This is a genomic window from Pseudomonas sp. ICMP 8385 (genome assembly GCF_002699915.1).
Classification (GTDB): Bacteria; Pseudomonadota; Gammaproteobacteria; order Pseudomonadales; family Pseudomonadaceae; genus Aquipseudomonas; species Aquipseudomonas gessardii.
Window position 1 is genome coordinate 1 of sequence record NZ_LKBY01000165.1, and the last position, 5679, is coordinate 5679.

Consider the following 5679-nt stretch of genomic DNA (forward strand, 5'->3'; position numbering starts at 1 on the left):
ATCTGCGCTTGAATCCTTCGGTGTGAGAGCCTGGATTCTACCGGTGGCTGGCTCTCTGCCTCTCGTTTCAAGCGTTGCGCTTATTCTATGAATTCAGGCGGTTTTTATCAAGACGCGAACTATGTGGCTTTTGCTTCGCCTAGCCAGGCCTCGGGCGACAAGGTATTGAATATTGGCTATGAGCAGGATCCGGTTTTTCGGGTGCTGGATGGCTACACCTCCGAGCTGCCGTCGTTGCTAGCGGTACACGACACCCCCCAGCCATCGGCTACAAATAATCTGGTTAATTTCAACGAGGTGTATGCGCTTGGGCCGCTAGTGGGGGAAGGGATATTTCCGATTATCAATCCGTTGGCTTGGTTGAGCCATGGGGGGGCCGACGGTTTTGCCCGTGTTGCTGAGTCACAGTTTTACAATCTGACCAGTAGGGACTCCACTATTGTAGTGTCTAACTTGTCGGATTTAACGCGTGGCAATCTTTGGGTGCAAGACTTGGAAAACTATGCAGAGCCCCACACCGGTGGCACTTTTATTATAGGCACTGACAGTGCTGATCGGCTCCAGGGCGGGGCAGCCAATGATTATCTGGAAGGCCGTGCCGGTGACGATACGTTCCGTGACAGTGGGGGTTACAACATTATTCTCGGAGGGGCGGGTAATAATACCCTGGAGTTGCAGCAGTCGGTGAATGGCTTCGAGTTTGCCAATGACGGTGAGGGTATGCTGTATATGCAAGATACCCGTGGTGGTATCAGCCTGATTCAGGATGTTGATACTCTGGTGAGTAAGGAAAGCAGCTGGATTTTCTTTAATCGGGACGTCACCTATAACGTCACTGAACAAGGCTTACTCAGTGCAGACACTTTCACCGAGTACGCGCCTTCGGGCAAGGGCGACGCAAACAATAATGTTCTTGTCGCCCAGAGCAGCGGAAGTTGGTTGTTTGGCCAGGGCAGCGCGGATTTACTGATCGGCGGCCAAGGCGATGATGTATTGGTGGGGGGCGCAGGGAATGATGTGATATTGGCGGGGGCGGGTGCCGATACCTTCTTGTTTAATGGGGATTTCGGTTTGGACTTTATCACGGGTTTCAAATCGACCGATAAGTTGGCGTTTGTAGGGGTTGAGGGGGTTGACGAACAATATAGCTACCTCGATCACGCACAGACGGTTGGTATCAACACTGTCCTGACCTTTGGCGATAATTCTGTGACTTTAGTGGGCGTTGGGTTGGGTAGCCTTTCAGCCGATAACATTGCTATCGCTTGATCTGAGCGTCTCATTTGACCGGTTGGCTGCTCTTCGGATCAACCGGACTCGTTTCCCGCTTCATGGTTAACCCAAGCGCCGCTCAGTGATGAGCGGCGTTTTTTGTGTGGCTGGCGACGGCAAACGGCTGGCCAGCGCTTCGACAAGCCCGGATGAGCCTCTGATGCATGAGAGGCCGCATCTCACGGGTGGGTATTCTCAAGGAGTCAGTTGCTGGAGGATTATGACGAACCGTGCATGTGGCCACTTGGGTGTGGCGGCTTGCGGGTCTATCGAGTTATCACTGCCAATGGGAAGTATCATGAAAAATGTTAGCGAGTTGATCGAAAGCCGAATCTCAGCGAATGCGTTTGATACGAGTCGTGGGCTCTCGGATGAGCAAATCGAAGGGTTGGTGCGTTTAGCCACGCTGGCCCCTTCTTCATTCAATGCGCAAAACTGGAAAGTGATTGCAGTACGCACGCCCGAGGCCAAGCAGCGCTTGAAAAAAGTCGCTTATGACCAGCCCAAAATCGCCGATGCCGCCGTTACTTTTATCATTTGCGGGACGTTGGCCGCACACAAAGGCTTGCCGGAGGCTCTGTTGCCATCGGTTGAAAAAGGCATTATCGAGCGTTCGGTCTTCGACACCTGGGTGGCGATGGCCAACGGCATGTACGAAGGCAATGAGGTGTTCCAGCGTGATGAAGCCATCCGCTCGGCCTCACTGTGTGCAATGACCCTGATGTTGGCAGCCCAAGGGCAAGGGTTGGCTTCAGGCCCGATGATCGGCTTTGACCCGGCCGGCGTTGCCCGTGAGTTCCAACTGAGCGCCAGCGAGGTGCCTGCGATGCTGATTGCTGTCGGCTACGCACTGCCTGAAAACTGGCCACAAAAGCCGCGCAAGGCCCTCAAGCAAGTACTGACCCTGGTTTAACAGCCAATACGCTCACGGGCTGTTGACTCAGCCTGTGGGTGGGTGATGAGTGAAGGGTGAGCCAAAGAGGGACACCCGTGCTGCAAATACTCCTGGCAGAAGTCCAGGTAGACGCGCACTAGGCGAGAAGGATGGCGATGGGATTGATAGAGCAAGTGCACGGAGGTTTCTGGCATCGGGTAGTTGTCCAGCACTGGCTGCAGACTGCTTTCTTTAATGGCCTGGACCGCCAGGAAGGGCGGGAGCTCGGTGATACAGTCGCCATTAAGTGCGCAGTTGCGCAGGTGCAGGTAGTTATTGGTCGTAACGATGGCCGCCGGTTCGAGCGTCTGGTTGCCCAGGGTCCACAGGCTGCGCGTGCTGGAGTTTTTTGACCAAGTGGCACAGGGAAACCTGTGCAGGTCATCGGGTATCTGGGGTTCGCCCAGGCGCTCGAGCAGGGCTGGGCTGGCAACGAGTGTATGTCGATAGCTGATCATATAGCGTGCAATCAAGGTGTCTTGTTCAATGGCGCCGACGCGAAGCGCTACATCAATACCTTCAGTGATAAGGTCCAGGCGCTGTTCCGTAAAGTAAACGGCCAGCTCTATTTCAGGATAGCGCTGTTGAAAGTCGCACAGTAATTGCCCCCAAGGTTCAAAGGCGACGGGAAGTGTCACTCTCAGGCGGCCCCTTAGCGCATTCTGGTCACTTATCAGGGCTGATTTTCCCTGTGCGAAGGCTTCCATGCCAAGGCTTGCATACGCATAGAGTTTTTCTCCGGCCTGGGTCAGCTTTGTGCCCCGCATGGAGCGCTGCAGGAGTTGCACGTTCAATTCATGTTCTAGCTCACGAATGCGCCGACTCAAGGTTTGCAGTGGCATATCCAGATGGAGGGCGGCAGCTGACAGGCTTCCCATCTGGGCGACAGCCACGAACATCTGTATCGCGTTGAGATCCATCGTCACCTCCCATGTCTTTATCTGAGGTCTTGACCTTGGCAGAGGTTGATCGTTGCATTGCGCGGGATGAAAAATATCAATCCCCTTTGGCTGGCCATTGAGCCCTGCCCTCGGGCGCGGGCCGTTACATCAGGCGTTGTATATGCTGCTGGGCAAAGTCCAGGTAGGTTCGCACGAGGTTGGACGGGTGCCGGTGCGAGGGGTAAAGCAGGTTGATCTCCATTTCCGGGAAGGGGTGTTTGCCCAGGAGTGCGACCAATTGCTTGTTCCTTATCGCCTCCTTGGCCATGAACGGTGGCAACTCGGTAACCAGGTCCCCGGCCAGCGCTCGGCTGCGTAAATGCGCGTAATCGTTGGTGGCTATTATGGGGTCTGCCTTAAATACCTCTTCGCCCAGTTGCCAAGTGGCTGTCGCGTCCTGGCTCCAGGCCCCGCAGGGATAATTGTGCAAATCCGCGACTTTATCGGGCATGCCTAGGCGTGTGAGCAACACGGGAGACGCGACGAGAATGTGGCGATAAGCCAACATCCGTCGAGCCACCATGGATTCGTGAGTGATACGGCCAATACGCATGGCCACATCAATGCCATCTTCGATCATGTCAATACGCCTGTCGCTCGTATAGACCTGCAATTGTATGTCTGGGTAGCGCTGCTGAAACGCCGAGAGCACCTCCCACCAGGGCTCAAGCGAAGGGGGGAGTGAAAGCCGCAGGCGTCCTTTGAGTTGGGTCTGGTCGCTGATCAGGGCCCGTTCGCCATCGATCAGCATTTCCAGGCCTCGGCTGGCGTGTTCGTACAAGCGTGTGCCTGCGTCAGTCAGGCGGGTTCCATGTACCGAACGCTCTAGCAACTGCACTTGCAATACACGTTCTAGTTCCCTGATTCGTCGGCTGAGGGTCGCGAGTGGCATTTCCAGGCGCTCGGCAGCCGCTGTGAAGCTGCCACACTTGGCCGTGGCGACAAACATCCGAATGGCATTAAGGTCCATGGCGCTACTTCTATTCTCTGAATACAGTCTTGACCGTAAAGATGTTGTTTGCTGTAGGCACGGTTAAACGTTGTGCCAGAGGAGAGGTTTAAGAGCAGTGTGTTGTTGGCACGGGGTATGAAGGACGGCCCATACCCCGGTAGTACGTGTCAGCGTTATTCGCGAATCAACCCTCGCCCTGTACGGGATCAGTATTAAATGTATACAAGACAATCTTCCAGCCTTGGCTGGTTTTGTTGAGCACGAATACTTCGCGGTTCAGGTCAGGCACAGGCTTGCCATTCTCCATAACCGTCGCCCCTTTATGGTGATGTGTACGGATGACCGCAGCATCGCCATATAGATTAATCGCATCGTAGGCAAATACGGTGTTGAATTTGGCTATTTTAAATAATGCATCATAGCCTTCGGTCTTTTGCTGGACGGTCGCATAAGTAGGCTTGTTATTCCATTCTGCAACGCTGTCGGGAGCAAACAGGCTGACTATTTTTTGAGTATTACCTTCGTTCAGTGCCTGCTCATATTGGCGGACGACCTTATAGGCTTCCTGTTGCACACTCTTGATTTTCGGATCGCTGGAGAACGGTGGGGTGCCATCGCCTTGTGCTGCGGACGCACTGGCGGCCGTGAAGAAGGTAACGGCGCTGGCCATGGTCAGTGTCAGCAGTTGGGCGCGAATCAGGTTTGCTGTTTTCATGCGTTCCCTCTACGAGTATTTCGTATGGCGTTGATAATGAAATTGTAATGTATGTCTTTGGCCCATTAGGTAGCGGCCAGGTCAATACATTACTGGTGGGCGCTGTTATGTCACCGTTTTAAAGTATCCTGCCCTAATTTTGTCGGTTGATGAACTGTCAGGGATGATAGGGAGCCATCTATAAATGAGAGGCTGGTTTTATTACCTTTCATATAGGGGCGGTATTTTTCAGAAAAGTTGAGAGGTGGCAGCTCAATTCACTCCTGAAGAATAGATAAGCGCCATATCGACCTTGTTAGAACGTAAACATACTCGACTCTGGATATTAACGATTGATCAGTTTTTTGAAGGCAGGGAACATTCACAATGTGAAAAAACTCAGCGCGCGTTATTCAAGGGGGTTATGAAAAAACACCTATGCCGGCAGCGGCGTGCCGGAAATCAGCCTGGTCGGCCCGCATAGGACGATTGTGCGCTGGTGTTGCCGCGACGCCTTATGCGGGGATATTTATATGGGGTCTAGGGTTGTTTGTGGGCCGCCAGTGCTTGCAAGACCCCGCTTCCATACTCGGGATCGGCCTTGGTGCAGTGCTCTATATGCAGGCGTTGGATAGGGGTGGAAACCCCCGCCAGGGACCCCGCTTCCATACTCGGGATCGGCCTTGGTGCAGTGCTCTATATGCAGGCGTTGGATAGGGGTGGAAACCCCCGCCAGGGCGCGTGCGGTGTTATCGAACAGCGCTTGTTTTTGCTCTGCGGACATTTTTCGGAACAGGGCGCCGGGCTGGGAGAAATAATCGGGATCGACCCGATGATTCCAGTGGCCGGCCGCGCCTTCCAGGGTCAGGGGCGGCTCTTGAAAATC

General features: G+C 54.0%; 5 protein-coding genes and 1 pseudogene (1 of these 6 only partly in view). 2 read left to right on the top strand and 4 right to left on the bottom strand.

The genetic code is table 11. From position 1 onward, the window contains the following. The first annotated feature begins 87 nt into the window (after positions 1 to 87). Positions 88 to 1269, top strand: coding sequence for a calcium-binding protein (locus AO268_RS31165; protein WP_099170816.1), 1182 nt, complete (start codon positions 88 to 90; stop codon positions 1267 to 1269). Between the two features lie 88 nt (positions 1270 to 1357). After that, positions 1358 to 2185, top strand: coding sequence for a nitroreductase family protein (locus AO268_RS31170; protein WP_306474148.1), 828 nt, complete (start codon positions 1358 to 1360; stop codon positions 2183 to 2185). Here AO268_RS31170 and AO268_RS31175 read toward each other — a convergent pair. The 4 genes and pseudogenes from AO268_RS31175 to AO268_RS33955 form a co-directional block, all read right to left on the bottom strand. After that, positions 2182 to 3126, bottom strand: a complete 945-nt coding sequence (locus AO268_RS31175) for a LysR family transcriptional regulator (RefSeq protein WP_099170818.1) — start codon at positions 3124 to 3126, stop codon at positions 2182 to 2184. The two genes, AO268_RS31170 and AO268_RS31175, sit on opposite strands and share 4 nt — an antisense overlap. Before the next feature lie 124 nt (positions 3127 to 3250). Further along, positions 3251 to 4117 carry a LysR family transcriptional regulator gene (locus AO268_RS31180; protein WP_099170819.1) on the bottom strand — a complete coding sequence of 289 codons (867 nt, stop codon included), beginning with the start codon at positions 4115 to 4117 and terminating at the stop codon, positions 3251 to 3253. Between the two features lie 166 nt (positions 4118 to 4283). Next, positions 4284 to 4814, bottom strand: coding sequence for a YybH family protein (locus AO268_RS31185; RefSeq protein WP_218927897.1), 531 nt, complete (start codon positions 4812 to 4814; stop codon positions 4284 to 4286). A gap of 634 nt (positions 4815 to 5448) precedes the next feature. Beyond that, positions 5449 to 5679 (bottom strand): annotated as a pseudogene (locus tag AO268_RS33955) (catalase-related domain-containing protein); its annotated part runs 201 nt beyond the window's last position; the annotation flags it as partial.